A 22,882-nucleotide genomic window follows, 5' to 3' on the forward strand; every position below is an offset into this window, starting at 1 on the left:
GGCTGGGGGCCGGGCTGCTGCCCCCACCCCTCCGGCCCGCGCGGCGCGGGCCCGTCCGGGCGGGGCACCCGGGCCGCTCCGGCAGCACCGGACCGCCCCGGCGACACCGGACCGGAGGCGGGCCGGCCGGGCGAGACGGGCGCCGACGATCCCGGGACGGAGCCGGGATTCACCGGTACGGAAGGAGCCCCGCGCCCGTAGACCGCAGCCGCCCCACGCCGCTGATCCCCGTACGGCCGGTTCCACGACGCTTCGTCCCGGGAGTCACGCCGGCCACCGCCGTACCGCTGCGGATCCTCGGCCGGAACCCGGCCACGGCCCTGCGGCGCGCCGCCTCCCGGAGCCGAGCTGACCGGCGCCGCCCCGGACGAGCCGTGCGGCGTCTCGGAGACCGGGGTGTACACGGCCTTGCGCCGGCCCGGATCGCCGGGGTACCGCTGGCCGGGAAGCGGCTCCCACTCCCAGGTGATCTCGTAGACCCACGCCGGTTCGTCGTCCCAGCCTTCCGCGCCCGGGCGGGAGCTCCAACCGTTCATCGGGCAGCCAGGCCCGGCGATTGGCAACGCTCCGTCACGGCGAACTCCAACGTGTGTCAAAAAATCGAGCCGTGGCCGGCCGGGGACCCGGGTACAGTCTCCCGGCTCCACTGCGGGTCGGTGGAAAGGAGACTAGCGGCGTGGCCGGGAAGGACGCCAGCGTGCTCACGATCTCTCCGGATGGGCCGTTACGCGGCTCGATTACTACTTTCGGTGCACTGGCCGGGTCGGGTTTCCGGCGCTACACCACCTATCGTCAGGCCACCATAGCCGGAACGTTCACCAATGTGGTCTTCGGCTACCTGCGCTGTTATGTCCTGCTCGCGGTGGCGGCGAGCACGCTGGGCAACCGACCGGCCGGGTACGACACGGAACAGCTCGCCACGTACGTCTGGTTGGGTCAGGGGCTACTCAGTGTAGTGATGCTGTGGGGCTGGTCGGAGCTCGCCGAACGCATCCGAACCGGTGACGTCGCGTCCGATCTGTTACGTCCGGTTCCGCCGCTCGTGGCATATCTGGCGGCCGACCTGGGCCGGTCGGCGCACGCCATGCTCACCCGGTTCGTCGCCCCGGTGGTGGTCGGCGCCCTGTGCTTCCCGCTGCGGGTGCCGACCCGCTGGCAGACGGTCCCGCTCTTCCTGGTCTCGGTGCTGCTCGCGGTGGTGGTCAGCTTCGGCTGCCGGTACCTGGTGAACGCCACCGCGTACTGGCTGCACGACGCCCGCGGCCCGATCATGATGTGGGTGCTCGGCGCCGGCGTGCTGGGCGGCCTGTACTTCCCGCTGCGCCTGCTGCCGGACTGGCTGGCGATCACGCTCTGGCTGGGCACCCCGATGCCGAGCATCCTGCAGACCCCGCTGGACGTGGCCGCCGAGCGGGACGGCCCGGACCTGCAGCTGGCGCTGGTCGCGCTGCAGGCCGGCTGGGCGGTCGCGTTGCTGGCGCTGGCCGCGGCGGTGCAGCGCCGGGCCGAGCGCAGGCTGGTGGTGCAGGGTGGGTGAGCTGCGGGCGTACGCGGCCCTGGCGGGCGCCCAGGCCAGATCGGTGCTCGCCTACCGTGCCTCGTTCGTCGTCGAGCTGCTCGGCAACGTCGGTGCCACGGTCTTCGACGTGCTCACCGTGCTGGCGCTGTTCCGCGCCACCGACCGGATCGGCGGCTTCGCGCTGCCCGAGGCGCTGCTGATGACGAGCATCACGTCCGCCGGTTTCGCGCTGGCCGACTTCCTGATCGGCAATGTGGACCGGCTCAAGACCTACGTCCGGGCCGGCACTCTGGACGCGGTGCTGGTCCGGCCGCTCGGCGCGCTGCCCCAGTTGCTGCTCATGGACCTGCCGATGCGCAAGCTGCTGCGGGTGGTGTTCGGGTTCGGCGTGCTGGCCGTCGCGCTCGGCCTGAACGACATCGACTGGACGCCGGCCCGAGTGTTGTTGATCACCCTCTCGCCGCTGTGCGGCATGGTGTTCCTCGGCTCGATCTTCGTGATCAGCGCGAGCCTGGCGTTCTGGTGGGTGGACTCGGGTGAGGTCGGCTCCGCGTTCACCTACGGGGGGCGGGACTTCGCGTCATACCCGATCACCGTCTACGGCCCGGTCTTCCGCGGCCTGTTCGCGTACGCCCTCGGTTTCGCCTTCGTCTCCTACCAGCCGGCGCTGGCCCTGCTCGGCCGCGCCGACCCGCTGGGTCTGCCGTCCGGGGCCGGCTTCGCCGCGCCCTTGGTCGCGCTCGCCGCGGCGGCCGTCGCCACCGGTGTCTGGCGCACCGGGATCCGCCACTACCGGAGCACTGGATCATGATCAGAACCGACAACCTCACGAGGAATTTCACCGTACGGATCAAGCGCGGCCGGTTCCGCCGGGAGAAGCGCACAGTCGAGGCGGTCGCCGGCGTGTCCCTGGACATCGGGGCGGGGGAGATGGTCGGCTACATCGGCCCGAACGGCGCCGGGAAGTCCACCACGTTGAAGATGCTGACCGGGGTGCTCACCCCGTCCAGCGGCGAGGCGCGGGTGTGCGGCCTGCGCCCGGTCCCGGAGCGCACCAAGCTGGCCCTGCGCATCGGGGTGGTCTTCGGCCAGCGCTCGCAGCTCTGGTGGGACCTGCCGCTGCACGAGTCGTTCGCCCTGCTCCGGCACATCTACCGGGTGCCGGCGGGGGAGCATGCCGCCCGGCTGCGCCGCTGCCGCGAGCTGCTGGACCTGGACGACTTCCTGGACACCCCGGTCCGCCAGTTGTCCCTGGGCCAGCGGATGCGCGGCGAGCTGACCGCGGCGCTGCTGCACGGCCCGCGGGTGCTGTTCCTGGACGAGCCGACGATCGGCCTGGACGTGGTGAGCAAGCAGGCGGTCCGCTCGTTCCTGGCCGAGCTGGGCGCGAGCGGGGACGTCACGCTCGTGCTGACCACGCACGACCTGGCCGACATCGAGCGGCTCTGCGAGCGCCTGGTGGTGATCGACCACGGGCGGGTGGTGCACGACGGGACGATCGAGGCGCTGCACGCCCGGTACGGGTCGCGCCGCAGCCTGGTCGCCGACCTGTCGTCGCCGTTGCCCGAGGGTTTCGAGCTGCCCGGCGCCACGCTGGTCGGCGTCGAGGCGGACCGGCACCGGGTCACGTTCGCGCTGGACGGCGTGACCGCCGGGGCGGCGGTGGCGCAGCTGGTGGCCGCGGTCCCGATCCGCGACCTGTCGGTCGTCGAGCCCGACATCGAGGACGTGGTGGCCCGCCTCTACACCACTTGACCACACCCGCGGCTTGCGGTTGCCGGCCGGCTTCCGGAGGCGTCTCGGCCCCGGAGGGCCTCTCGGAGCCGGCTCGCGGCCGATGCCCGGCTGTCAGGGGTGCCTCGCGCGTTCTGGTCAGCGGTGTTCCATGATCAGGACGGCCCAGGACGGTTCGAGCGCCTCGTACCGGTGCGCCACGTCACCCGCGAACGTCACGTAGTCGCCAGGCCCCACCTCGACCGGCTCCTCCACCGGCCCGGTCCGGATCCGCCCCGCGCCCACCACGATGTGCTCCACGCTGCCCGGGATGTGCGCTTCCGCCTCCCGGGCTTCGCCCGGTTCGAGCTCCATCAGATACAGATCCCGCCGTACGTGCGGTGAGCCGGCCGCCAGCAGCGTCGCCACGAAGTCGGCGCGGTCGGCGCGCAACCGCGTCGTTCCCTCGCCCGCGCGGATCACCCGCACCCGGGCCGGCTCCGGCTCGACCAGCCGGCTGAACGGCACCCCGAGCGCCACCCCGAGCGCCCACAGCGTCTCGATGCTCGGGTTCCCGCTGCCGGCCTCGAGCTGCGACAACGTCGACTTGGCCAGTCCGGCCCGGCGGGCCAGCTCGGCCAGCGAGATCCCGGCCCGGTCGCGCTCGCGGCGCAACGCGGCGGCGATGACGGCGAGCGGCGGCGCCGGCTGATTCATCCCTGTTCGCTCCATCGTTCACTTCGTTCGGTTTGACGAACGCTCGACCTTCGTTCAGCATAACGAACCATGGGTACGTTATATCGAACGCGCGCCCGCCCCCGCGACGTGGCCGCGCTGGCCGCCGCGACACTGGCCACCGGGGCGTCGTTCGGCGCCATCACGATCGCGTACGGCCTTCCGGCCTGGCTGCCCAGCCTGATGTCGACAGTGGTCTTCGCCGGCGGCGCCCAGTTCCTCGCCGCCGGTCTGCTGGCCGCCGGCAACCCGGTCGCCGCGGTCCTGGCAGGCCTGCTGCTGAACGCCCGCCACCTGCCGTTCGGCCTGGCCGTCGCGGACACGCTGGGCCCGCGGTGGCGCGATCGGCTGATCGGCAGTCACCTGATGACCGACGAGGTGGTCGCGTTCACGCTGGCCGAGGAGACCCCCGCGGCCCGCCGCCGGATCTACTGGCTGGTCGCCGTCGCCCTGGTCATCGCCTGGAACATCGGCACGGTCCTCGGTGTCCTGTTGGGCGGGGTCACCGGCGACCCGGACACGTGGGGCCTGGACGCGGCCTTCCCGGCGGCGCTGCTCGCCCTGATCCTGCCGTCGCTCAAGGACCGCGACACGCGCCGGGTGGCTCTCTCCGGAGCCGCGGCGGCGGTGCTGCTGACGCCGGTCCTGCCGGCCGGGGTCCCGGTGCTCGCCGCGCTCCTGGGCCTGCTCACCCTCCTCCGCCCCGCCCGCTTCACCCGTGCCCACGCGGTCGCCGCCACGCCCGTCGATGCCCACGCGGTCGATGCCCACGCGGTCGGCGCCGCGCCGGCCGGTGCCGACGCGGGTGAGATCCGCGCCATCGAAGCCCACGACGGCGCTGCCCGCGCCGAGCCGATCCCCAGCTCCCGGCCGGACGAGCCGGATCTGGCCGTCTCGGAGGAGCCGGTACCCGGGAGGAACCCATGTTGATCGCCGCGATCGTCGCCCTCGGCGTCGGCACCTACGCCATGCGCCTGAGCGGCGTTCTGCTCCGCGACCGCCTCGAACTCTCGCCAGCCCTGCAGCGGCTGCTCCCGATGACCGCCGCCGCTCTGCTGGCTGCCCTCACCGGAACCGCGGCCCTGATGGCCGGCACCGAGTTCGCCGGTGTCGCGCGCCCGGCCGGCGTGGCCGTCGGCGCCCTGCTGGCCTGGCGCAGAGTCCCGTTCATCCTGGTGGTGGTAGCCGCCGCGGCCACCGCCGCCCTGCTCCGCCTGGCCGGCGTGCCGTGATCCGGGTCCCGGCGCCCGCCGGGCCCGGCCGGACCTCAGATCTTCGCGCCGAGCTCCACCTTCGGCTTCGGGACACGCATCCGGCGGAACGTCAGGGCCCGCATGATCCCGTAGAGATACAGCGAGCCCATCCGCTGCGTCGTGTCCGGGAAGCGCGCGCTGATCGCGCGCTTGATCCGCCGTGCGATGAAGATGCTGTCCACCACCACGGCCAGCGCCAGCAGCGCCCACAGCACGTTGCTGGCCAGCTGGACCGTCGTGTTCCGGATGACCGAACCGACCATCACGATCACCGCGCCGGCGATGAAGAACGAACCGACCGTGCGGCGGGAGTCGACGATGTCGCGGACCAGGGAACGCTCCGGGCCGCGGTCGCGGGCCAGCAGGTAGCGCTCATCACCGTTGCGCATGCCCTCGGACGCCTCGGCACGCTCCGCCCGCTGCCGCTCGCGCATCTGCTTGAGCGCTTCCTTGCGGTCGGCCGGCGCCGCCTCCACCCGGCGGCCCTGCGGGACGCGCTTGGGCGTCACCACGCCGAGCTCCTTCTTGCTGGGCGTGTAGCTCTTGCGGCGGTTCTCGGCGGCGGCCGTCTCCTCGGCTAGCGAGGTGGTGGCGTCTTCGACGAGGTCGGCTGGCTTGCGGCGAAACAGCGGGGACACGACACGAGCGTAGCCAAACGGCGCGGTGCGTCGTACACCGCGCCGTTGATCGAAACGAAAATGCAGCTCAGGGACGTTCGACGTGCGCGCCCAGGGCGGCCAGCTTCTGCTCGAAGTCCTCGTAACCGCGCTTGATCAGGTTGACTCCGTAGACCCGCGAGGTGCCCTCGGCGGCCAACGCCGCGATCAGGTGCGCGAATCCGGCCCGCAGGTCGGGGATGACCAGGTCGGCGGCGTGCAGTTTGGACGGGCCGGCGATCACCGCGGAGTGCATGAAGTTGCGGCGGCCGAACCGGCACGGGGTGCCGCCCAGGCAGTCCCGGTAGACCTGGATGGTGGCGCCCATCGAGTTGAGCGCCTCGGTGTAGCCGAGCCGCTGCTCGTACACCGTCTCGTGCATGATCGAGATGCCGCGGGCCTGGGTCAGCGCGACCACCAGCGGCTGCTGCCAGTCGGTCATGAACCCGGGGTGCACGTCGGTCTCCAGCGCCACGGCCTTGAGCTCGGTGCCCGGGTGCCAGAATTTGATGCCGCCCTCGGCGCCGGTCACGCCGTCGCGGGCCACCCGGTCGTCGGTGATCTTCAGCTCGCCGCCGATGTTCCGGTAGACGTTGAGGAACGTCATCATGTCGGTCTGCCGGGCGCCGAGCACCTCGATCTCGCCGCGGGTGGCGAGCGCGGCGGCGGCCCAGCTGGCGGCCTCGATCCGGTCCGGGATCGGCTTGTGCTCGTAGCCGTAGAGCTTCGGCACGCCCTGGATCTCGATGACCCGGTCGGTGTGCACCGTGATGATCGCGCCCATCTTCTGCAGGACGCAGATCAGGTCGATGATCTCCGGCTCGATCGCGGCGTTGCGCAGCTCGGTGACGCCCTCCGCGCGGACCGCGGTGAGCAGCACCTGCTCGGTGGCGCCGACGCTCGGGTACGGCAGCTCCAGCTTGGCGCCGTGCAGCCCGTTCGGCGCGCTCAGGTGCATGCCCTCGGGCGTCTTGTCGACGACCGCGCCGAACTCGCGCAGCGCCTTCATGTGGAAGTCGATCGGGCGCGGCCCGATGTGACAGCCGCCCAGGTCCGGGATGAACGCGTGCCCGAGCCGGTGCAGCAGCGGGCCGCAGAGCAGGATCGGGATCCGGCTGGAGCCGGCGTGCACGTTGATCTCGTCGGTGCTGGCGCTCTCCACGTTCGTGGGGTCCATCACCAGCTCGCCGTCCTCGGCGCCGTCACTCACCTTGACGCCGTGGAGTCCGAGCAGGCCGCGGACCACTTCGACGTCGCGGATGCGCGGCACGTCGTAGAGGCGGCTCGGCGACTCGCCGAGCAGCGCGGCGACCATCGCCTTGGAGACCAGGTTCTTGGCGCCACGGACCCGGATCTGTCCCTGCAGCGGCGTCCCGCCGTGCACGATCAGGACATCTTCGGTCAACGTAACCTCCAGCCGGCGGGCGCGCTGCGCCCAATGATCGAGGGGCAGGAAACTCGGGCGGGGGTACCCGATTCTGCAACCGGGGAAGCATAGCGCTGAGTGACAACTTTGCCAGTCGTGGCGCGGCTGGAAAACGGAGTAGCCGGGCAATCACCCAACGGTAGGAGATCTCCCGACTACACAGCGTTACGGCAGGGCCAGCATCTGGTCGAGCGCGACACGCGCCTCGTGCGCGGTCTTCTCGTCCACCGTGATCACGTTCGGCACGCGGCCGGCGACCAGCTCCTCCAAGGTCCACACCAGGTGGGGGAGGTCGATCCGGTTCATCGTCGAGCAGTAGCAGACCGTCCGGTCGAGGAACATGATCTGCTTGTCGGGGTGTGCCAGGGCCAAGCGGCGGACCAGGTTGAGCTCGGTGCCGACGGCCCAGGCCGATCCGGCCGGAGCGGCGTCGAGGGTCTTGATGATGTATTCGGTCGAGCCGACCTGGTCGGCGGCGCGCACCACCTCGTGCCGGCACTCCGGGTGGACCAGCACGTTCACCCCCGGGACGCGCTCGCGCACCTCGCGCACGCTGTCCAGGGTGAACCTGCCGTGCACCGAGCAGTGCCCGCGCCAGAGGATCATCCGGGCGTTGCGCAGCTGCTCGTCGGTCAGGCCGCCGTGCGGCTTGTGCGGGTCGTAGAGCACGCAGTCGGCCAGATCGAAGCCCATCTCCAGCACCGCGGTGTTGCGGCCCAGGTGCTGGTCGGGCAGGAAGAAGACCTTGGAGCCCTGCTCGAAGGACCAGGTCAGCGCGCGCTTGGCGTTGGACGAGGTGCAGACCACACCCTTGTTGCGGCCGACGAAACCCTTGATGTCGGCTGACGAGTTCATGTACGTCACCGGGACGACGTCGCCGGCGATGCCCAGGTCCTGGAAGTGCTCCCAGGCGGTCTCCACCTGGCCGAGCACCGCCATGTCGGCCATCGAGCAGCCGGCCGCCAGGTCGGGCAGGACGACCCGCTGCTCGGGCTTGGTCAGGATGTCCGCGCTCTCGGCCATGAAGTGCACGCCGCAGAAGACGATGAACTCGGCCTCCGGGCGGGCCGCGGCCTGCTGGGCGAGCTTGAACGAGTCGCCCGTGACATCGGCGAACTGGATCACCTCGTCGCGCTGGTAGTGGTGCCCCAGCACGAACACCCGGTCGCCGAGCGCGGCCTTGGCCGCCGCGGCGCGGGCGACCAGATCCGGGTCGCTGGGGGCGGGCAGCTCGCCGGGGCAGTCCACGCCCCGCTCGCTCGCCGGGTCGGTGCCCCGGCCGAGAAGCAGCAGGGCAACGGGGGTGTTTCCGGGTTCGGTCCAGGTCGACGTCACGGGACTCATGGTCGCACAGCCCCCCGGACGGCAGCTGCGGCCCGACGGGGTGTGCTGGCACACTCCTGGGGTGCGCGTACTGATCTGTCCGGACAAGTTCGCCGGCACCCTTTCCGCCCCGGAAGTCGCCCAGGCGATCGCCGACGGCTGGGCCGTCCCGTCCGACGAGCTGATCCGGCTGCCGATCGCGGACGGCGGGCCGGGCTTCGTCGACGTGCTGGCCACCGCGCTGGACGGGCGCCGGATCCCGGTGCACACGGTGGATCCGCTGGGCCGCCCGGCGCGCGGGGAGATCCTCTACGCGAACGGGACCGCCTATGTGGAGAGCGCGCAGGCCTGCGGCCTGCACCTGCTGACGCGCGAGGAGCGGAACCCCAACACCACCACGTCGTACGGCCTGGGCCTGCTCCTGGCTGCCGCCGTCGAGACCGGCGCGGCCCAGGTGGTGGTCGGCCTCGGCGGGTCGGCGGTGAACGACGCGGGCGCCGGCATGCTCGCCGCGCTGGGCGCCGCCCCGGTCGACGCCGCGGGCTACGCGCTGCCCTACGGCGGCGCCCCGCTGATCACCGCCGCCGCGCTCACCGGCCCGCCCCGGTTGCGGCAGGTCGCGCTGGTGGCGGCCACGGACGTGGACAATCCGCTGACCGGGCTGCACGGGGCCAGCAACGTGTTCGGGCCGCAGAAGGGCGCGACCCGTGACGACGTGCTGCGGCTGGACGCCGCGCTGGAGCACTTCGCCGCCGTGCTGGAGCAGGCTTTCGGTCTCGAGGATCTGGCCACCCGGCCCGGAGCCGGAGCGGCCGGCGGGTTGGGGGCCGCGCTGATCGCCCTCGGCGCCCGGGTGACCTCGGGGATCGGCCTGGTCAGCGAGCTGATCGGGCTGAACCGGGAACTGGACGCGGCGGATCTGGTGATCACCGGGGAAGGCAGCTTCGACCACCAGTCGCTGCGCGGGAAGGTGGTGGCCGGCATCGCGGCCGGCGCGCGCGACCGGGGCCTGCCCTGCGTGGTGCTGGCCGGGCGCAACGAGACCGGGCACCGGGAGGCCTCGGCGGCGGGGGTGACCGAGACGCACACGCTCGTGCAACATTTCGGCTCGGTCGCGACCGCGATGGCGGAACCGGCGCGCGGCCTGCGGGAACTCGCCGGACGCCTGTCCCGGCAATGGAGTCGCTGATCTCGGCCCGCCCGGATTGGGAATCCCGGGGAATAGGGTTAGCGTTGCGTGGTACGGCACATGACCGCACTTGGCAGGGAGATACCCAGTGACCACTGAAGCGCACACCGAGGCGACCGAGGCGACCGCCCCGACCGGCGTCATCTTGACCGACGTCGCGGCTGTGAAGGTCAAGGCCCTGATCGAGCAGGAAGGGCGCGACGACCTGCGCCTGCGCATCGCCGTACAGCCCGGTGGCTGCTCCGGCCTGCGCTACCAGCTCTTCTTCGACGAGCGTTCGCTCGACGGCGACGTCGTGAACGACTTCGGCGGCGTCGAGGTCGTGGTGGACCGGATGTCCGCGCCGTACCTGGCGGGCGCCACCATCGACTTCGCGGACCGGATCGACGCGCAGGGCTTCACGATCGACAACCCGAACGCGCAGAACTCCTGCGCCTGCGGTGACTCGTTCCACTGATCGGGCAACCGCTGCGCTGGCCCGTGGCGTAACCAGCAGGCAACTTCGTATCCGAACAGGCCGTCCCGTTCACGGGGCGGCCTGTTCCACGTCATCGCCCGGTAGTCTCTAGTCGTAACGACCCCCTGTTCCCGACCCTGAGGGCCGCCATGAAGATCGCCGTCACCGGCTCGATCGCCACCGACCATCTGATGCACTTCCCGGGCCGGTTCGCCGACCAGCTCATCGCCGACCAGCTGCACAAGGTCTCGCTCTCGTTCCTCGTCGACGACCTGGTGGTACGCCGCGGCGGCGTCGCGCCGAACATCGCGTTCGGGATGGGCAAGCTCGGTCTACGGCCCATCCTGGTGGGCGCGGTCGGCGCCGACTTCGCCGACTACCGGTCCTGGCTGGAGCGGCACGGGGTGGACTGCGACTCGGTGCACATCAGCGACGTGGCGCACACCGCCCGGTTCGTCTGCACCACCGACGACGACCTCAACCAGATCGCCTCGTTCTACGCCGGCGCGATGAGTGAGGCACGCAACATCGAGCTCGCCCCGGTCGTCGACCGGCTCGGCGGCATCGAGCTGGTGCTGATCAGCGCCAACGACCCGGCCGCGATGATCCGCCACTCGCAGGAGTGCCGCAGCCGGGGCTACCGGTTCGCCGCCGACCCGTCGCAGCAGCTGGCCCGGATGGACGGCTCCGACGTGCTGAGCCTGATCCGCGGCGCGGACTACCTGCTGACCAACGAGTACGAGCGGTCCCTGCTGGAGACCAAGTCCGGCCTCACCGGCGAGCAGGTGCTCGACGAGGTGCGGATCCGGGTCACCACGCTCGGCAAGGACGGCGTGGAGATCACCGGCCGGGACATCGAGCGGATCCACGTGCCTGTCGTCCCGGACGTGATCGGCGAGGACCCGACAGGGGTCGGCGACGGCTTCCGGGCCGGCTTCTTCTCCGGCGTCTCCTGGGGCCTGGGCCTGGAGCGGGCCGCCCAGGTCGGCTCGCTGGTCGCGGCGCTCGTGCTGGAGACCGTCGGTACCCAGGAGTACGACGTGAAGCCCGCCGAGTTCGTCAAGCGGTTCGCCGCGGCGTACGGCGAGCAGGCCGCCACCGAGATCACGCCGCACCTGCCGTCCCGCGGGTAGAAACTTTCGAGCATGGTTCTCGCTGTTTTCGCCGGCCTGCCCGGGGTCGGCAAGAGCACCCTGGCCGGCGCCGTCGCCAAGGAGCTGCCGGCTGCGGTGCTCGCCGTCGACGTCGTCGACTTCACTTTGCAGCGGTACGCGGTGCAGGAGTCCCGCCCGGGCCACGCGGCGTACGGTGTGGTGGCCGCTCTCGCCGAGGAGCAGCTCAGGATCGGCCATCATGTGATCATCGACGCGGTCAACCCGGTGAAGTCGGCCCGTGACCTCTGGGTCGACCTGGCCCACCGGATGGCCGTGCCGCTGCGCGTGGTGGAGGTGCTCTGCGGCGACGACGCGGAGCACCGGCGCCGGGTGGAGGCGCGGTACGCCGCCCGCGACCACGAAGGGGTGCCGGACTGGGTGCGGGTGCTGGAACGCCAGTCGGAGTACGAGCCGTACCTCGGTCCCCGGCTGGTCGTCGACACGTACCTGGCCAAGGACCCGGTCCCGCAGGTCGTGTCGTACCTCGGCTGAGGCCGGCGCTCAGCGGCGTCCCGGGCCCGGGACGCTCAGCCGACCCTCCGGACGTCGAACTGCCGGTCGTGGCCGGCGACGAACTCCTGCCCCTTCAGGCGGCACCAGGCGGGGATGTCGTTGGCCGCGGCCGGATCGTCCGCGAGCACCCGGACGATCTCGCCCACCGCCACCTGCGGCATCACCTTGGCCAGCCGGATCACCGGCAACGGGCACTTCTGCCCCAGGCAGTCCAGCGTGATCAGAGCCCGGCCTCCTTCCGGATGTCCGCCACCAGGCCGGGCAGCACCGCCAGGAACCGCTCGACCTGCTCCGGGGTCGTCCCGCGATGCAGCGACACCCGCACGTTGCCGTGGCTGAGCACGCCCATCGCCTCCAGCACGTGACTCGGGCGCAGTGTGGACGAGGTGCACGAGGAGCCGGACGAGACCGCGAAGCCGTGCCGGTCCAGCGCGTGCAGCAGCGCCTCGCCGTCCACGTAGAGGCAGCTGAAGGTGACCAGGTGGGGGAGCCGGTCGACCGGGTCGCCGACGATCTCCACGTCCGGCACGGTGGCCGCGACCCGGTCGCGGATGCGGTCGACGAGCGCGCTCAGCCGTACCGCCTCGGCCTGCGCCTCGGCCGTGACGGCCCGCAGGCTGGCCGCCGCCGCCACGATCGCGGGCAGGTCGGCGGCGCCCGGCGGCTGCGGGCGATAGAGATCATCTTGCGGGGACGGTGATATCCATCGCACCCCTTTGCGGACCACCAGCAGCCCGACGCCCGGCGGGCCGCCCCACTTGTGCGCGCTGGCGCTGAGCAGCGACCAGCCGCCGGGCACCGGCACGCGGCCGACCGACTGCGCGGCGTCCACGTAGAGGGGTACCCCGGATTCCGCGCAGTATTCCGCCGCGGCGGCCACCGGCTGCACCGTGCCGACCTCGTGACTCGCGCTGATCAGGCTGGCCAGGGCCACCCCGGGCCGGGCCACCGCGGCCGCCCAGGCGTCCAGGTCGAGCCGGCCCAGCCGGTCCACGCCCACCTCGTCGGCCTCCGCGGTCGCGGCCGCGTGCAGCACTGTGGAGTGCTCGATCGCCGAGTGCACCAGGGTCCGGCCGGCGCGCCTGCGCCCGGCCAGCCCGCCGAGCACCGCGGCCTGCGCCGCGGCGGAACCGGACGGCCAGAACGAGAGCTCGTCCGTCCGTACCCCCAGAGTCCGCGCCACCACCGCGGACGCCGCCTCGCGCAGCTGCTGGGCCCGCCGGCCCGCCGCGTAGAGGCGGGCCGGATCGGCCCAGCCGTCGTCGAGCGCCGCGAGCAGCGCCTCCCGGGTCACCGGGTGCGGCGGCGCGGCGCTGGCGGCGTCCAGGTAGACCGGCTGATCGCCTGTGTAATCCACAGAGGGAACGGTATCGTCCGGTTGACGGGTGTTTCCTCGCCGAGGCCCGGGGGTTGCCCGGGGGTTCGGCGTGCAGGCCCCCGGTGGCGGGTGGCCCGGTCCTGGTCGAGTAGTGTGCGACCGTCGGTGAGCCTTGCCGCCAGGTGTCCGGTTTCGGCCACGGCGGCGCTGCTAAGGAGGCAGAAGCAGGTGGGCGCAAGTAGTTCGGCCACACGGCCGCGGGCAGCGAAGCGGGCGGCCGGGCTGGGTCTCGGTGGTGCGCTGCTGCTGGCCCTGCTCGCCGGGTGCTCGGTCGAGGACGTCGGGAGCAAGTTCGGCCACTTCGGATGGCCGGGCCCGGGTGTGAGCCTGCAGGCCCACAAGATGTACGACCTCTGGATCGCCTCGGTGATCGCCGCGCTGATCGTCGGCGTGGGCGTCTGGGGCCTGATCTTCTGGTGCGTGATCCGGTATCGCAAGCGCGGCGAGGACCTGCCCGTGCAGACCCGGTTCAACATGCCGATGGAGGTGCTGTACACGGTCACCCCGGTGCTCATCGTCGCGGTGCTCTTCTACTACACCGCGATCGTGCAGACCGACGTGGACAAGCTCTCGAAGAACCCGGACCAGATCGTTCAGATCACCGCGTTCAAGTGGAACTGGGAGTTCGACTACCGCGACGGCATGGGCACCGACGCCAAGACGGTGACCTCGACCATCGGGTCGTCCGACGTCATCCCGATCCTGGTCCTCCCGGTCGGCGAGAAGATCCGCTTCGAGGAGACCAGCCGCGACGTCATCCACTCGTTCTGGGTGCCGGAGCTGCTCTTCAAGCGTGACGTCATGCCGGGCGACGTCCGCAACGTCTTCGAGGTGACCCTCGACAAGGAGGGCCGCTACGTCGGCCGGTGCGCGGAGCTCTGCGGCACCTACCACGCGTTCATGAACTTCGAGCTGGTCGCGACGTCGTCGGCCAAGTTCGACCAGTTCCTGGCGGCGAAGAAGGCCGGCCAGTCGACTCAGGACGCGCTCACCGCGATCGGCGAGAACCCGTACGCGACGACGACGCAGCCGTTCGACACCCGGCGTGGCACGCACAGCTGGAACCAGGGCGCCGAGACCGCCGCCGCGGGGAAGTAGGGACTCGACACATGCGTACCGAATACAAGATCTTCCTGGGTGTCGCCCTCTTCCTCTTCGGCGCGGCGACCGTGTACGGCTTCTACACCAACGGCACCGGCTCGCACGTCGAGTGGGTCGGCACGGTCGCGCTGATCCTCTCCGGCCTGCTCTGCTCGATGTGCGGCGGCTTCTTCTGGTTCGTCGCCCGCCGCATCGACCTGCGCCCGGAGGACCGTGAGGACGGCGAGATCGCCGAGGGCGCCGGTGAGCTGGGCTTCTTCAGCCCGGGGAGCTACTGGCCGTTCGGCATCGCGCTGTCGTCCGCGGTCGCCGGCCTGGGCCTGGTCTTCTGGATGTGGTGGCTGCTCGCGCTCGGCCTGATCGCGGTGATCTTCACGGCCTGCGGGATGCTCTTCGAGTACTACACGAGCACCCGGCAGCCGGCGGAGCACTGACGCTCGCACGTCACGAAGCCCGCGTCTCCTCTGGAGGCGCGGGCTTCGTCGTTCCCGCCCCACCCCGCGGGCCCGTGGGGCGCACAGAACCGCGCCTTCTCCGGGACGCGGGCTTCGTCTTCTCTCCGTCAGCCCACGGGTGCCCCACCCGGCGCCGAGAGGTGTCTCCCAGCCGTTGAGGGACCTCTGGCGTCCAGCCCGAGCTTGCCGGCCGGGGCCCGCCCCGAGGGGTGTCTCGGGGGCCTTGAGAGACCTCTCGGGGTCCAGCTGTGGGCTGGTGGCCGGTGGTTGGGGGTCGCGGGTTTGGTCGCGGGTTTCGAGCACGCCGGGGGCCCAGCGGGGAGGGTGCCGGCTGGGTGGCTCGGTGTGGGAAGTGTGGGCGCGCGGCGTGGACCGGCGACGAGGGCTGGTCAGGCGGCGGCGGTCCGCTGCTGAGGGGCTATGCGGCGCGGGCTTTTCGGTTCCATCCAGAGGTGGACGACGATCGGGGCGATCACCTCGGCGGCGCCGCAGCGGGTGCAGACCAGCTCGGGGCAGTCGTCGTGGCCGTCCTCGCAGGGCGGCGTCTCGAAGAGCATGTCGCCGTCGCAGATGACGCAGCGCAGTTCGCGTTCGTTCACGGGCTTCTCCTCCCGGTGCGGATGGCGGGATTACCCGAATGTCATTCAGACGCTGTCATGCCACCCGGGAGATGCCGAGCATTGACAGCGGCGTGTTGCGGTCTTTTCCGGATTTTTCAGCATCTAGGGCTTTCGGAATACCTCTCGGCTGGCGCTGAGGAGCCTCCGCCGCGGCCGTGACAGCCCTGCGGGCCAGCCGTAGGTCGTCCCGGTCGGCCGGGCACGGTGGGGCCGCTGTGGCCGGCCAGCGGCCGCGGAGGGCCCGTCCTGGGCTCTGCGCAGCCTGCCCCGGCCATGTCCGGGCCACGGAGGGGCGGCATGTGATCGGTCGGGCTCACGGAGGCCGCCGGCCGGGGCTGGGCAGGCTGCTGAGTCGTACCGCGCGGGAAGGGGTCAGTCCGCGGCCTTGGCCGCCTTGGCGGCGGTGATCCAGCGCCGCAGGAGGGCCGTGGTGGCGCCCGAGTCGATGGCTTCCGCGGCGCGGGCGACGCCGGCGCGCATCGTGTCGCGGAAGTCGCCCGGGAAACCGCTCCGCGCCGCGAAAGCCGCGGCCGCGTTGACCAGGACAGCGTCGCGGACCGGGCCGGTCTCGCCGGCGAAGACGCGGTGGGCCACGTCGGCGTTGAAGGCGACGTCGCCGCCGCGCAGGTCGGCCGGCTCGCTGCGGGGCAGGCCCAGCTCGGTGGCGTCGACCAGCAGCTCCTCCACCTTGCCGTCGCGGGCCAGCCAGACCCGGGTGGGCGCGGCCGTGGTGAACTCGTCCAGGCCGTCCTCGCCGCGCATGACCAGCGCGGAGTCGCCGCGCCGGGCGAAGACCTCGGCCATCACCGGGGCCATCCGCGGGTCGAAGCAGCCCACCGCGGCCGCAGTCGGGCGGGCCGGGTTGGTGAGCGGGCCGAGCACGTTGAAGAACGTGGGGACGCCCAGCTCGCGACGGGTGACGGAGGCGTGCCGCATGCCGGGGTGGTACCGGGCCGCGAAGCAGAAGCCGATGCCGGCCTCGGCGACCGTCCGGTGCACCCCGGCGGGCCCCAGGTCGAGCGGGATGCCGAGGTGCTCCAGCAGGTCGGCGGTGCCGGTGGTGGAGGAGGCCGAGCGGTTGCCGTGCTTGATCACGGTCACCCCGGCGGAGGCGGTGACGATCGCCGCCATGGTGGAGATGTTCACCGTGTTGGCCCGGTCACCACCGGTGCCGACCACGTCGACCGCGTTGGTGCGGATCTCCGCGGGCAGCTCCACCAGGGTGGCGTTGGCCAGCATCGCCTCCACCAGGCCGGCCAGCTCGGCCGGTGTCTCGCCCTTGGCGCGCAGCGCCACGGCGAAACCGGCGATCTGGGCCGGCGTGGCGTTGCCCGCCATGATCTCGCCCATCGCCCAGGCCGTGTCCGCGGTGGCGAGCTCCTCGCCGCGCAGGAGGGACATCGTCAGGTTCGGCCAGGTCCGTGCGCCCATGGCGGGAGCCTCCGTCGGGGGTTACGAAAAATCTGTCGTCAGGTGCGGGGCAGGGCGCCCAGCGGCACGGCGCCGGCCCGGCGGGCACGGAGCAGACCGGCGACCGTCCGACCGGCGGTGACCGGGTCCAGCGGGGCCAGCAGGGTTGCGTCGACCTGCGAGTACGCCGCCAGCCACCGGTCCGCGGCACGGGCGATCACGACGCAGGTGGGCGGGGGGTCCGGATACTCGTCCTTGGTCTGACGGGCGATGCCGAGCCCGCCGGCGGGGGTCGCCTCACCGTCGAGCACCATCAGGTCGATCTCGTAGTCGTCGAGCAGCCGGCGGCACTCCTCCCACGAGGAGGCGTCGGTGAACTCGACCGCCAGGTCGGCCGCGGGGCGCGGACCGATGGCGAGCCGGATCCGGTCGCGGACCGCGGGGTCGTCGCTGTATAGCAGAACCGTGTACTTGGTCGTGGCTGGGTCGCTCATGTATGTGCCCCACTTCACCTCGTAGGTCCCGCCGATCGTACCGAATCTGTTATCCGGCGTCGGGGTCCGGTCGGACCGGCTTCTCCGCGGTTGTGATCTTGGCCGCCGTGGCGTCGCCGGCCTCCGCGGGGCCGCCCGCCGTCGTGGCGCCGTTCGTCGCCGCGGGGCCCGCCGCGCCGATGCCCGTTGCCGCGGTCCCGGCCGTCGCCGCGGCGGCAGCGGCGTCCTCTGCCTCGGCCCGGTCCAGGGCCCGGTCGATCCGGCGCGCCTCACGTTCCGACTGGCGTACCCACTGGATCACCAGGATGCCGAGCATCGTGACGCTGACGATCTCCCCGCCCGCCCACAGGATGCCGCCCGCCGTGACCTGGTCGCTGTGCGGATCCATCCAGTTCAGGTGCAGGTTCGGGTACCAGTCCCCGCCGAGCAGGTCCTTCTGCTGCATGATCGTCAGCCCGAGCACGGTGTGGAACGGCACCGACAGCACCATCAGCAGCGCGCGCCCCGGGTACGGCCAGCGGTTCGGCAGCGGGTCCAGGCCCAGCAGCGGCCAGAAGAAGAGGCATCCGGTGACCATGAAGTGGATGTGGATGAACTCGTGGAGCCAGGCGTGCTCCAGGGTCTGCCGGTACAGCGGGGTGAAGTAGAGGACGAACGGGTTCGCGATGAAGAGCCCGAAGGCGACCAGCGGGAACGTGAGCACCCGCACGTACCGGCTGTGGACGAACGCGAGCAGCAGCTTGCGCGGCCGCCCGTGCAGCACCCGCAGCGCCAGAGTGGTGGGCGCGCCCAGGGCCAGGAAGATCGGGCCGATCATGGAGAGCACCATGTGCTGGACCATGTGCACGGAGATCAGCGTGGTGTCGTACGCCTCGATGCCGGTCACCGAGACCGCCGCCACCGAGCCCAGTCCACCCGCGACGAAGGCCACCGTCCGGCCGGCCGGCCAGTGGTCGCCGCGCTGCCGGAGGCGCCACACGCCGTAGCCGTACAGCGCCGCCGCGGCCAGCAGGCCCACCGCGATCAGACTGACCAGGTTGAAGTGGGTGAAGATGGCCGCCGCGGTGAACGGCCGGAGTTCAGTATTCCCGCCCGCGTCCGCCAGCGAGGGCATTTCGACTGACTGCACCACTCGAAGCTAGACCCACCCCCTGGTCACCGAATCTTCCGGGCCGCCCACAGTGCCGGATTAGGGACCCCGCCTGACCTTGGACCTACCGCGGGGGAATAATGAGCCCGTGACAGCGGCAGCCATCGACAAGAGCCGGATCCACTCGCTGACCCGACCGAACATGGTCAGCGTCGGGACCATCGTGTGGCTCTCCAGCGAGCTCATGTTCTTCGCGGCGTTGTTCGCCATGTACTTCTCCATTCGCGCGGCGGCACCGGAGCTGTGGGAGAAGCACACCGAGGTGCTCAACATCCCTTACGCGACGACGTTCACGGTGATCCTGGTCCTCTCGTCAGTGACCTGCCAGCTGGGCGTCTTCGCGGCGGAGAAGGGTGACGTGTTCGCGCTGCGGCGCTGGTTCACGATCACCTTCGTGATGGGGCTGATCTTCGTGCTCGGCCAGGCGAACGAGTACCGCAACCTGGTCCACGAGGGCGTGAAGCTCAACGAGGACGGGTATGGATCCATGTTCTACCTGACCACCGGCTTCCACGGCCTGCACGTGACGGGCGGCCTCATCGCCTTCATCGTCTACATGATCCGCACGACCATGGGCCGCTTCACGCCGGCTCAGGCCACGTCGGCGATCGTCGTGTCGTACTACTGGCACTTCGTCGACATCGTGTGGATCGCACTGTTCGCCATGATCTATTGGCTGCAGTGACAGCGCCGCAGGCGAGGATCTCTAATGACACCCAGAGGGACACAGCCCATGACTTCTGACACCCCCGCCCGCAGGCGTGCCCGGGTGTTCTCCCGGCGCCGCGGCGCGCCCAGCCGGGCGCGCCGTCGGGTCGGCGCGGCGGTGCGCATGCTCGCGGCGCTCGCGCTCGCCGGCGGCGTCTACACCGCCTTCACCCCCGGCGCCTTCGCCGAGGACAACACCCAGCTCTCCACCGCCGCGCAGCAGGGCAAGCAGCTCTTCGACAACAGCTGCATCTCCTGTCACGGGCGGGAGGCGCAGGGTGTCCAAGACCGTGGCCCGAGCCTGATCGGCGTGGGCTCCGCGTCCGTCGAGTTCCAGGTGGGCACCGGCCGCATGCCGATGGCCCGCCAGGAGGCTCAGGCCGAGGAGAAGACGCCGCAGTTCACCCCGGACGAGACCAAGCAGATCGCGCAGTACGTGCAGGAGCTCGGCGGCGGCCCGCAGGTCCCGGCCGGCAGCCTCACCGAGAACCTGAAGGAGAACCCCGAGGCGCTGGCCCGCGGTGGCGAGCTCTTCCGGGTCAACTGCACCTCCTGCCACAGCTTCACCGGCGCCGGTGGCGCGCTCTCCTCCGGGAAGTTCGCTCCGGCCCTGCACGACGTCACGGCGGAGCACATCTACGCGGCCATGCTGAGCGGCCCGCAGAACATGCCGGTCTTCGGTGACAACCAGCTCTCGCCGGACGAGAAGCGCGAGATCATCACCTACATCACGCAGCAGTTGCAGCAGGACAAGGACCCGGGCGGCATCTTCAACCTGGGTGGTTACGGTCCGGCGACCGAGGGCCTGGCGATCTTCCTGGTCGGCATCACGATCCTGGTGTTCACGTCGCTCTGGATTGCGGGGAAGTCATGACGACGGTGCATCACGGCGAAACCGGCGCTCCGGTCGACGTGCACGATCCGAAGCTGACGCGCTTCGACATCGTGAAGGAAGGCCTGCGGCGCGACGACATCGAGATCGTCACGTACGAGTCGCAGTTCCCGGGACCGAACTCGAAGGCCGAGAAGCGGATCGTCCGCAACATCGCCTTCCTGTTCATCATCGCCGGCCTGTTCTCTCTCGCGTTCCTGGTCTTCTACATCGTCTGGCCGTGGAAGTTCGAGCTCGGCCACACGCTGAGCGACTACTTCACCCCGATCCTCGGGATCACGCTCGGCATCGCGCTGTTCGCGCTCGGCATCGGCATCCTGGCCTGGGCCAAGAAGCTGCTGCCGCACGAGCTCTCGATCCAGCAGCGGCACGGCGACCCGTCCAGCGACGAGGAGCGGCTGATCACCGGCCAGACCATGATGTTCGTCGCGGACGAGCTCGGCGTGCAGCGCCGGCCCCTGCTCAAGGGCGCGATCGCGCTCGGCCTGGCCCCGATCGGCCTGGCCGCGGCGGCGCCGCTGGTCGGCGGCCTGATCGAGAACCCGCACAAGGGCGAAGAGCCGATGATGTACCGCACCGGCTTCGACCCGGTGGCCAACGGCGGCAAGCCGGTCCGGCTGACGCGTGACGACGGTTCGCCGATCCGCCCGGAGGACGTCAGCGCGGGCGGTCAGATGACCGTCTACCCGGGCATTCCCGGTGGCGCCACCAACAAGTACGCCGACTCGCCGACCCTGCTGATCCATCTGCGGGCCGACGACGCGGAGAAGACTCGGACCGCCGCGGACAACGACAAGAACGGGCGCAACAAGGGTTCGATGTGGGGCAACTACGTCGCCTACTCGAAGATCTGCACCCACGCCGGCTGCCCGGCCAGCCTGTACGAGCAGCAGACCAACCGCCTGCTCTGCCCGTGCCACCAGTCGCAGTTCCTGATCACCGACAACGCACAGCCGGTCTTCGGCCCCGCCACCAGGCGTCTGCCGATGCTGCCGCTGTCGGTGGACGACGAAGGTTTCTTTGTGGCAACGTCTGACTTCAAGGACACTGTCGGACCCGACTTCTGGGAGCGGCCGTGAAACGCCGAAAGCTAGATCCAGCCGAGGCAACCGCCAACTTCGCGAAGGGCGTCGACGACCGGTTCCAGGTCGCCACCCCGCTTCGGGCGCTTCTAAACAAGGTCTTCCCCGACCACTGGTCTTTCCTGCTGGGCGAGATCGCGCTCTTCTCGTTCATCGTGCTGCTGCTCAGCGGCGTCTTCCTGACCCTCTTCTTCGACCCGTCGATGAAGGAGGTCGCGTACCACGGCGCCTACCCGGCGCTGCGCGGCACCGAGATGTCCGCGGCGTACGAGTCGTCCCTGCGCCTCTCGTTCGAGGTGCGCGGCGGCCTGTTCATGCGCCAGATGCACCACTGGGCGGCGCTGCTGTTCATGGCGTCGATCGTGGTGCACATGGCCCGCGTGTTCTTCACCGGCGCGTTCCGCAAGCCGCGTGAGATCAACTGGGTGATCGGCGTCCTGCTGTTCCTGCTCGGGTTCTTCGCCGGCTTCACCGGTTACTCGCTGCCGGACGACGGCCTCTCCGGCACGGGTCTCCGCATCGCCTCCGCGATCATGCTGTCCCTGCCGGTCATCGGCACCTGGCTGTCCGCCTCGATCTTCGGCGGGGAGTACCCGGGCGAGCTGATCATCGGCCGCTTCTACATCGCCCACGTGCTGCTCATCCCGGGCATCCTGCTGGCGCTGATCAGCGTCCACCTGGGCATCGTGTTCAAGCAGAAGCACACCCAGTGGCCGGGCCCGCTGCGGACCAACGAGAACGTGGTCGGCGAGCGGATGTTCCCGCGGTACGCGATGAAGCAGGGCGGCTTCTTCATGGCGGTCTTCGGCGTCATCGCGCTGATGGCCGGTCTCTTCCAGATCAACCCGATCTGGCTGTTCGGCCCGTACCGCGCCGCCGAGGTCTCCTCGGCCAGCCAGCCCGACTGGTACGTCATGTTCATGGACGGCCTGGTCCGGCTCATGCCGAACTGGCAGATCTACTTCGGCCCGTACAGCCTGCCGCCGCTGTTCTGGCCCGCCGTGGTCGGCCTCGGCGCGCTGTTCACGCTGCCGATGCTCTACCCGTGGCTGGAGGCGCGCAAGCTCAACGACACCCGGTCGCACCACCTGCTGGAGCGTCCGCGGGACAACCCGGAGCGCGTCGGCATCGGCATGATGGCCCTGACGTTCTTCGTCGTCGCGACCATCTCCGGCGCCAACGACGTGATCGCCGACAAGTTCCACATCAGCCTCAACGCGATGACCTGGGCCGGCCGTATCGGTCTGCTGATCCTGCCGCCGCTGGCGTACTACTTCTCGGTGCGGATCTGCCTCGGCCTGCAGCAGCACGACCGCGAGGTGCTCGCCCACGGCGTGGAGACCGGCATCATCCGGCGCCTGCCGAACGGCGCGTTCATCGAGGTGCACCAGCCGCTCGGGCCGATCGACGACCACGGGCACCCGGTTCCGCTGGAGTACGCGGGCTGGGTCGTACCGAAGAAGATGAACAAGCTCGGCGCTCTGGCGCCGACGGTGAAGGGCTTCTTCTTCCCGGTGGAGAAGCCGGCCGAGGCTCCGGTCTCGCCGGCGCCGATCTCCACCAGCGGCACGCGCGAGGAGATCAGCTCGAAGAGCTGAGATGGTACGGACATCGGCCCGCCGGCTTCTGCCGGCGGGCCGGTTCGTTTACCGGA

Annotated in this window: 25 protein-coding genes; 15 read left to right on the forward strand and 10 right to left on the reverse strand. The window is 70.9% G+C overall.

The genetic code is table 11. The features are described 5' to 3' along the window. Positions 1–676: 676 nt before the first annotated feature. The 3 genes from Asi03nite_RS10105 to Asi03nite_RS10115 are packed head-to-tail and all read left to right on the forward strand — an operon-like array spanning position 677 to position 3,274. A complete protein-coding gene (locus Asi03nite_RS10105; protein ID WP_203678324.1) occupies positions 677–1,537 on the forward strand; it encodes an ABC transporter permease in 861 nt (286 codons plus the stop codon). After that, positions 1,530–2,330, forward strand: a complete 801-nt coding sequence (locus Asi03nite_RS10110; protein ID WP_203678329.1) for an ABC transporter permease — start codon at positions 1,530–1,532, stop codon at positions 2,328–2,330. The genes Asi03nite_RS10105 and Asi03nite_RS10110 overlap by 8 nt, the downstream gene beginning before the upstream one ends. Beyond that, positions 2,327–3,274, forward strand: a complete 948-nt coding sequence (locus Asi03nite_RS10115; RefSeq protein WP_203678335.1) for an ABC transporter ATP-binding protein — start codon at positions 2,327–2,329, stop codon at positions 3,272–3,274. Before Asi03nite_RS10110 ends, Asi03nite_RS10115 begins: the two co-directional genes overlap by 4 nt. Before the next feature lie 117 nt (positions 3,275–3,391). On the opposite strand, the gene Asi03nite_RS10120 is transcribed toward Asi03nite_RS10115, so the two are convergent. Beyond that, the gene (locus Asi03nite_RS10120) at positions 3,392–3,949 is read right to left on the reverse strand and encodes a helix-turn-helix domain-containing protein (protein WP_203678336.1); all 558 of its coding nucleotides are present in this window, start codon (positions 3,947–3,949) and stop codon (positions 3,392–3,394) included. Positions 3,950–4,018: 69 nt separating this feature from the next. Between Asi03nite_RS10120 and Asi03nite_RS10125 the strand changes: the two genes are divergently transcribed. Both Asi03nite_RS10125 and Asi03nite_RS10130 read left to right on the forward strand, forming a co-directional pair. Then, positions 4,019–4,897: an AzlC family ABC transporter permease gene (locus Asi03nite_RS10125; protein ID WP_203678337.1), complete on the forward strand. Its 879-nt coding sequence runs from the start codon at positions 4,019–4,021 to the stop codon at positions 4,895–4,897. Beyond that, on the forward strand, positions 4,891–5,199 hold the full coding sequence (locus Asi03nite_RS10130) for an AzlD domain-containing protein (protein WP_203678338.1): 309 nt from the start codon (positions 4,891–4,893) through the stop codon (positions 5,197–5,199). Before Asi03nite_RS10125 ends, Asi03nite_RS10130 begins: the two co-directional genes overlap by 7 nt. 35 nt (positions 5,200–5,234) lie before the next feature. On the opposite strand, the gene Asi03nite_RS10135 is transcribed toward Asi03nite_RS10130, so the two are convergent. From Asi03nite_RS10135 to nadA, 3 genes are all read right to left on the reverse strand, one after another. After that, positions 5,235–5,858 carry a DUF3043 domain-containing protein gene (locus Asi03nite_RS10135; RefSeq protein WP_203678340.1) on the reverse strand — a complete coding sequence of 208 codons (624 nt, stop codon included), beginning with the start codon at positions 5,856–5,858 and terminating at the stop codon, positions 5,235–5,237. A 67-nt stretch (positions 5,859–5,925) separates the two neighbouring features. Next, positions 5,926–7,281 (reverse strand): UDP-N-acetylglucosamine 1-carboxyvinyltransferase, encoded by a 1,356-nt coding sequence (murA, locus tag Asi03nite_RS10140; RefSeq protein ID WP_203678341.1) that lies wholly within the window; start codon positions 7,279–7,281, stop codon positions 5,926–5,928. Between the two features lie 186 nt (positions 7,282–7,467). Further along, positions 7,468–8,637, reverse strand: coding sequence for a quinolinate synthase NadA (nadA, locus tag Asi03nite_RS10145; RefSeq protein ID WP_203678343.1), 1,170 nt, complete (start codon positions 8,635–8,637; stop codon positions 7,468–7,470). Positions 8,638–8,707: 70 nt separating this feature from the next. Between nadA and Asi03nite_RS10150 the strand changes: the two genes are divergently transcribed. The 4 genes from Asi03nite_RS10150 (at position 8,708) to Asi03nite_RS10165 (ending at position 11,917) form a co-directional block, all read left to right on the forward strand. Then, complete coding sequence (locus tag Asi03nite_RS10150) at positions 8,708–9,814, forward strand: glycerate kinase family protein (protein WP_239102576.1); 1,107 nt, start codon at positions 8,708–8,710, stop codon at positions 9,812–9,814. Positions 9,815–9,902: 88 nt separating this feature from the next. Beyond that, on the forward strand, positions 9,903–10,271 hold the full coding sequence (gene erpA / locus Asi03nite_RS10155; RefSeq protein WP_203678347.1) for an iron-sulfur cluster insertion protein ErpA: 369 nt from the start codon (positions 9,903–9,905) through the stop codon (positions 10,269–10,271). Positions 10,272–10,420: 149 nt separating this feature from the next. Then, positions 10,421–11,404, forward strand: a complete 984-nt coding sequence (locus Asi03nite_RS10160) for a carbohydrate kinase family protein (protein WP_203678349.1) — start codon at positions 10,421–10,423, stop codon at positions 11,402–11,404. A gap of 12 nt (positions 11,405–11,416) precedes the next feature. After that, on the forward strand, positions 11,417–11,917 hold the full coding sequence (locus Asi03nite_RS10165) for a P-loop nucleotide/nucleoside kinase family protein (protein ID WP_203678351.1): 501 nt from the start codon (positions 11,417–11,419) through the stop codon (positions 11,915–11,917). A gap of 35 nt (positions 11,918–11,952) precedes the next feature. Here Asi03nite_RS10165 and Asi03nite_RS10170 read toward each other — a convergent pair whose 3' ends face one another. Both Asi03nite_RS10170 and Asi03nite_RS10175 read right to left on the reverse strand, forming a co-directional pair. Further along, entirely contained in the window at positions 11,953–12,162 is a 210-nt protein-coding gene (locus Asi03nite_RS10170; protein WP_203678450.1) for a sulfurtransferase TusA family protein, read from the reverse strand. Continuing rightward, entirely contained in the window at positions 12,159–13,295 is a 1,137-nt protein-coding gene (locus Asi03nite_RS10175; protein WP_203678353.1) for a cysteine desulfurase family protein, read from the reverse strand. The genes Asi03nite_RS10170 and Asi03nite_RS10175 overlap by 4 nt, the downstream gene beginning before the upstream one ends. Positions 13,296–13,484: 189 nt before the next feature. On the opposite strand from Asi03nite_RS10175, the gene ctaC reads away from it, so the two are divergent. Both ctaC and Asi03nite_RS10185 read left to right on the forward strand, forming a co-directional pair. Further along, the gene (gene ctaC, locus Asi03nite_RS10180; RefSeq protein ID WP_203678355.1) at positions 13,485–14,414 is read left to right on the forward strand and encodes an aa3-type cytochrome oxidase subunit II; all 930 of its coding nucleotides are present in this window, start codon (positions 13,485–13,487) and stop codon (positions 14,412–14,414) included. Positions 14,415–14,425: 11 nt separating this feature from the next. Next, on the forward strand, positions 14,426–14,851 hold the full coding sequence (locus Asi03nite_RS10185; RefSeq protein ID WP_203678357.1) for a cytochrome c oxidase subunit 4: 426 nt from the start codon (positions 14,426–14,428) through the stop codon (positions 14,849–14,851). A gap of 410 nt (positions 14,852–15,261) precedes the next feature. Here the strand turns inward: Asi03nite_RS10185 and Asi03nite_RS10190 are convergent, their stop codons facing one another. The 4 genes from Asi03nite_RS10190 to Asi03nite_RS10205 all read right to left on the reverse strand — a co-directional run bounded on the left by Asi03nite_RS10190 (position 15,262) and on the right by Asi03nite_RS10205 (position 18,510). Next, complete coding sequence (locus Asi03nite_RS10190) at positions 15,262–15,471, reverse strand: hypothetical protein (protein ID WP_203678359.1); 210 nt, start codon at positions 15,469–15,471, stop codon at positions 15,262–15,264. A 393-nt stretch (positions 15,472–15,864) separates the two neighbouring features. Beyond that, the gene (gene trpD / locus Asi03nite_RS10195) at positions 15,865–16,923 is read right to left on the reverse strand and encodes an anthranilate phosphoribosyltransferase (RefSeq protein ID WP_203678361.1); all 1,059 of its coding nucleotides are present in this window, start codon (positions 16,921–16,923) and stop codon (positions 15,865–15,867) included. Between the two features lie 38 nt (positions 16,924–16,961). Then, positions 16,962–17,396, reverse strand: a complete 435-nt coding sequence (locus tag Asi03nite_RS10200; RefSeq protein ID WP_203678362.1) for a DNA-binding transcriptional response regulator — start codon at positions 17,394–17,396, stop codon at positions 16,962–16,964. A gap of 49 nt (positions 17,397–17,445) precedes the next feature. After that, on the reverse strand, positions 17,446–18,510 hold the full coding sequence (locus tag Asi03nite_RS10205) for a cytochrome c oxidase assembly protein (protein ID WP_203678451.1): 1,065 nt from the start codon (positions 18,508–18,510) through the stop codon (positions 17,446–17,448). Between the two features lie 124 nt (positions 18,511–18,634). On the opposite strand from Asi03nite_RS10205, the gene ctaE reads away from it, so the two are divergent. Genes ctaE through qcrB form a run of 4 tightly spaced genes read left to right on the forward strand, consistent with a single transcriptional unit; the run spans position 18,635 to position 22,826 of the window. Continuing rightward, positions 18,635–19,231: an aa3-type cytochrome oxidase subunit III gene (ctaE, locus tag Asi03nite_RS10210; protein WP_203678363.1), complete on the forward strand. Its 597-nt coding sequence runs from the start codon at positions 18,635–18,637 to the stop codon at positions 19,229–19,231. A gap of 48 nt (positions 19,232–19,279) precedes the next feature. Then, on the forward strand, positions 19,280–20,128 hold the full coding sequence (gene qcrC / locus Asi03nite_RS10215) for a cytochrome bc1 complex diheme cytochrome c subunit (protein WP_203678364.1): 849 nt from the start codon (positions 19,280–19,282) through the stop codon (positions 20,126–20,128). After that, complete coding sequence (gene qcrA / locus Asi03nite_RS10220) at positions 20,125–21,225, forward strand: cytochrome bc1 complex Rieske iron-sulfur subunit (protein WP_203678369.1); 1,101 nt, start codon at positions 20,125–20,127, stop codon at positions 21,223–21,225. The genes qcrC and qcrA overlap by 4 nt, the downstream gene beginning before the upstream one ends. Then, a complete protein-coding gene (gene qcrB, locus Asi03nite_RS10225; RefSeq protein WP_203678371.1) occupies positions 21,222–22,826 on the forward strand; it encodes a cytochrome bc1 complex cytochrome b subunit in 1,605 nt (534 codons plus the stop codon). The genes qcrA and qcrB overlap by 4 nt, the downstream gene beginning before the upstream one ends. Positions 22,827–22,882 lie beyond the last annotated feature (56 nt).

Origin of the sequence: Actinoplanes siamensis (assembly GCF_016862395.1) — a bacterium.
Classification (GTDB): domain Bacteria; phylum Actinomycetota; class Actinomycetes; order Mycobacteriales; family Micromonosporaceae; genus Actinoplanes; species Actinoplanes siamensis.